Raw genomic sequence first — 3,993 nt, forward strand, 5'->3', positions numbered from 1 at the left:
CATCTGAAGGACCTCACCGGCGAGGCCTATTCGCCTGAGTCCCTGAAGAAGCTCGCCGGGCTCGATCCCGCCTCGCTGCCCGCCGTGTCCGGCAAGCCGCGGTTCGGCGCGCCCGTCACCGGCATCTCGAAATTCGTGGCGATCGGCCTCAATTACAGCGACCATGCCAAGGAGACCGGCGCCGAGATCCCGAGCGAGCCGATCATCTTCATGAAGGCCAACACCTCGCTGTCGGGCCCGAACGATCCCGTCGAGAAGCCGCGCGGGTCGACCAAGCTCGACTGGGAGGTCGAGATCGCCGCCATCATCGGCACCCGCGCCAAATACGTTTCCGAAGCCGACGCGCTGAACCATGTCGCCGGCTATTGCGTCTGCAACGACGTCTCCGAGCGCGCCTTCCAGATCGAGCGCCTGGGCCAGTGGACCAAGGGCAAGTCGCACGACACGTTCGGCCCGCTCGGACCGTGGCTCGCCACCAAGGACGAGATCAAGGACGTGCAGGACCTGTCGATGTGGCTCGACGTCAACGGCCAGCGCCGCCAGACCGGGTCGACCAAGACCATGATCTTCTCCATGGCCAAGTGCATCGCCTATGTCTCGCAGTTCATGACGCTGTTGCCGGGCGATGTCATCACCACGGGCACCCCGCCCGGTGTCGGCCTCGGCATGAAGCCGCCGACCTTCCTCAATGTCGGCGACGTCGTCACGCTCGGCATCGAAGGTCTCGGCGAGCAGCGCCAGGAGATCGTCGCGGCGTAAGCGCGGTCCTCATCCTGAGGAGCGCGCGACGCGCGCGTCTCGAAGGATGCGCCACAATCACGGTCGCCCGACGTTCGCGCCGGGTGACGACAGACCATCCCTCGTTGCCCATCCTTCGAGACGCGCGCCAGGGCCGCTCCTCAGGATGAGGACTGTGTGCCCGGATAGAGGTTATTTCCCATGAAACTCACCTTCTCCCCCGCCTCGCCCTTTGCCCGCAAAGTGCGCATCGCCGCGATCGAGCTCGGGCTGATCGACAAGATCGAATTCGTGTCCGCCGCCGTGACGCCGGGCACGGCCAACGAGGACTATTCGAAGATCACGCCGCTGAAGAAGCTGCCGGTGCTGATCACCAACGACGGCGACGTCATTTTGGACTCCTACGTCATCGTCGAATATCTCAATGAGCTGGCCGGCGGCAGCCTAATCCCGGATTACGGCCCGCGGCGCTGGAAGGCCAAGACCAACCACTCGCTGATCAACGGCATGCTCGATTCCATGCTGCTGTGCCGCTACGAGAAGATGGTGCGCCCGCAGGGCCTGCAATGGCAGGCCTGGTCGGACGATCATTGGAACAGGGCCTGGACCGGCATGGCTCGGTTCGAGGACATGCCCGAGGTGCTGAACGGCCCGTTCGACATCTCGCAGATCGGCCTAACTTGCGTGCTCGGCTATGCCGATTTCCGCTTCGCCGATTCCGGCTGGCGCAAGGCCTATCCCAAGCTCGACGCCTTCCACCAGAAGATGCTGGAGCGGCCCTCCGTGAAGATCTCGGTGCCGCCGGCCAGCTAAAGCGCGAGATCGTCGCGCGTTAGCTTGTTGTTTGAGCATGATCTTGTCGGAAAACCGCGGCACACTTTTCCAGATCATGCTGTAATCGCACGGAGTTCTCATGAGCCTCACGTTCTCGGTCGGCGATCTCACCATCCATCGCATCATCGAGCAGGAGACCTCGTTCGTGCCGGCGCTGGAGATGCTGCCGGGACTGACGCCGGACCTGCTGGCCGAGAACCGCGCGTGGATGCGCCAGGCGAAGGCGCTGGACGACGAGGACGTGCTGCTGCTCTGCTTCCAGTCTTACGTGGTGAAGACGCCGCATCACACCATCCTGGTCGACAGCTGCATCGGCAACGACAAGCCGCGGCCCAACCGTCCGAAATGGAACATGAAGACGGATGACACCTATCTGCGCGGGCTCGATGCCGCGGGGTTCTCGGTCGACGACATCGACGTCGTGATGTGCACGCATCTGCATGTCGATCATGTCGGCTGGAATACGCGGCTGGAGAGCGGCCGCTGGGTGCCGACCTTCCCGAAGGCGCGCTACGTCTTCGCCAAGCAGGAATTCGACCACTGGTCCGAGCAGAACGCGAAGGCGGAGATCCCGCCCTTCGCCGACAGCGTGCTGCCGGTGGTCGAGGCTGGCAGGCATGAACTCGTCGGCAACGATCATCAGATCGGCGATCACGTCCGCATCCTGCCGACGCCGGGCCACACGCCCGGCCATATCGCGATCACGATGGGGCGGCAAGGACGATGCGGTGTTCTCCGGCGATCTCATGCACTCACCGCTGCAGACGCTCTACCCGGAGCTGTCGATCAAGTTCGACGTCGATCCGGCCAAGGCCGCAACGACGCGCCGCAGTTTTCTCGAACGCTATTGCGACACCGAGACGCTGTGCTGCACGGCGCATTTCCCCTCGCCGTCGGTCGGCAAGATCAGGCGCAAGGGCAATGGGTTTGTGTGTGAGTCCGTCTAACGAGATGCCGTAGGGTGGGCAAAGCGAAGCGTGCCCACGCGTCCAATAGTGGTGGGCACGGCGCGCGAAGTGCGCGCCTTTGCCCACCCTACGATTCCACCCGCGTGGAGAGAATTGATGACAACACTCCCCGCCGTTCCCCTGCCTGCCGGCATCCGCTCGCGCTATGTCGACGGCATCAACAGCTTGCGCGTGCATGTGCTTGAAGCCGGTTTCGAGACCGAGGGCCGGCCGTGTATCCTGCTGCTGCACGGCTTTCCCGAGCTCGCCTTTTCCTGGCGCAAGGTGATGCCGGCGCTAGCTGCGGCCGGCTACCATGTGATCGCGCCGGACCAGCGCGGCTATGGGCGCACGACGGGATGGAGTGCGGAGTACGACGGCGATCTCGCGCCGTTCTCGCTCCTCAACCTGGTGCGTGACGCGCTCGCTTTGGTGTCGGCGTTCGGCTACAGGCAGGTCGACGTGGTCGGACATGATTTCGGCAGCCCGGTCGCGGCCTGGTGCGCCTTGATCAGGCCGGACGTGTTTCGTTCGGTCACGTTGATGAGCGCGCCATTCGGCGGACCGCCGCCGCTGCCGTTCAACACCGCGGACGCACCGGCTGCGACCGCGGCCGAAGACCCGGTCCATCGCGAGCTGGCCGCGCTACCGCGTCCACGAAAACACTATCAATGGTACTATTCGACGCGCGAGGCGAACGCCGACATGCACCGCGCACCGCAGGGCCTGCATGATTTCCTGCGCGCCTACTATCATCACAAGAGCGCGGACTGGACCGGCAACAAACCCTATCCGCTGGCGTCGTGGTCAGCGGGCGAGCTGGCGAAGCTGCCGACTTATTACGTGATGGACCTGAACGAGACCATGGCGGAGACGGTCGCGAAGGAGATGCCCTCGCCCGCTGCGATCGCTGCCAATCGATGGCTGCCAGACAGCGACCTCGCCTACTACAGCGCCGAATATGGCCGCACCGGATTCCAGGGCGGGCTGCAATGGTATCGCTACGGCACCTCGGGCACGATGAACAACGAGTTGCAGCTGTTCGCGGGCCGCAGCATCGACGTGCCCTCGTGCTTCATCTCGGGCAAGCAGGACTGGGGCACGTATCAGCGCCCGGGCGTGTTCGAGGCGATGCAGAGCCGCGCCTGCACCAAAATGCTCGGCTGCCACCTCGTCGACGGCGCCGGACATTGGGTGCAGCAGGAGCAGCCGGCCGAGGTCAGCCGGTTGCTGCTCGACTTCCTGGCGAAGGCCCGGGGCGCCTGATTTGACCGGGGAACCAAGGCCTCCTATATAGTTTAGAATAATTCTAAACTACTCGAACAGGCCTGCCGTGAAGAATTTTGCCGATCTGACCGAGCGCGAGGTGCTGGCGGTCGCGATCTCCTCGGAGGAGGAAGACAGCCGCATCTACATGGCCTTCGCCGAGGATTTGAAGGAACGCTACCCGGACTCGGCAAGACTGTTCGAGCAG

The 3,993-nt window shown here is 63.9% G+C and carries 4 protein-coding genes and 1 pseudogene; all 5 read left to right on the forward strand.

Translation table 11 applies throughout. The features are described from left to right. Positions 1–759 (forward strand): fumarylacetoacetate hydrolase family protein (locus tag JHD07_RS27215; protein WP_291627665.1); only part of this gene is annotated, 759 nt, incomplete at its 5' end. A gap of 180 nt (positions 760–939) precedes the next feature. Then, positions 940–1,551 carry a glutathione S-transferase family protein gene (locus JHD07_RS27220; protein WP_291627667.1) on the forward strand — a complete coding sequence of 204 codons (612 nt, stop codon included), beginning with the start codon at positions 940–942 and terminating at the stop codon, positions 1,549–1,551. A 100-nt stretch (positions 1,552–1,651) separates the two neighbouring features. Further along, a pseudogene (locus JHD07_RS27225) lies at positions 1,652–2,519 on the forward strand (MBL fold metallo-hydrolase). A gap of 117 nt (positions 2,520–2,636) precedes the next feature. After that, on the forward strand, positions 2,637–3,785 hold the full coding sequence (locus JHD07_RS27230) for an alpha/beta hydrolase (protein ID WP_291627669.1): 1,149 nt from the start codon (positions 2,637–2,639) through the stop codon (positions 3,783–3,785). A gap of 67 nt (positions 3,786–3,852) precedes the next feature. Next, a partial coding sequence (locus JHD07_RS27235) for a ferritin family protein (RefSeq protein ID WP_291627673.1) occupies positions 3,853–3,993 on the forward strand: 141 nt, incomplete at its 3' end.

Source organism: Bradyrhizobium sp. (assembly GCF_016462955.1).
Taxonomy (GTDB): Bacteria; Pseudomonadota; Alphaproteobacteria; order Rhizobiales; family Xanthobacteraceae; genus Bradyrhizobium.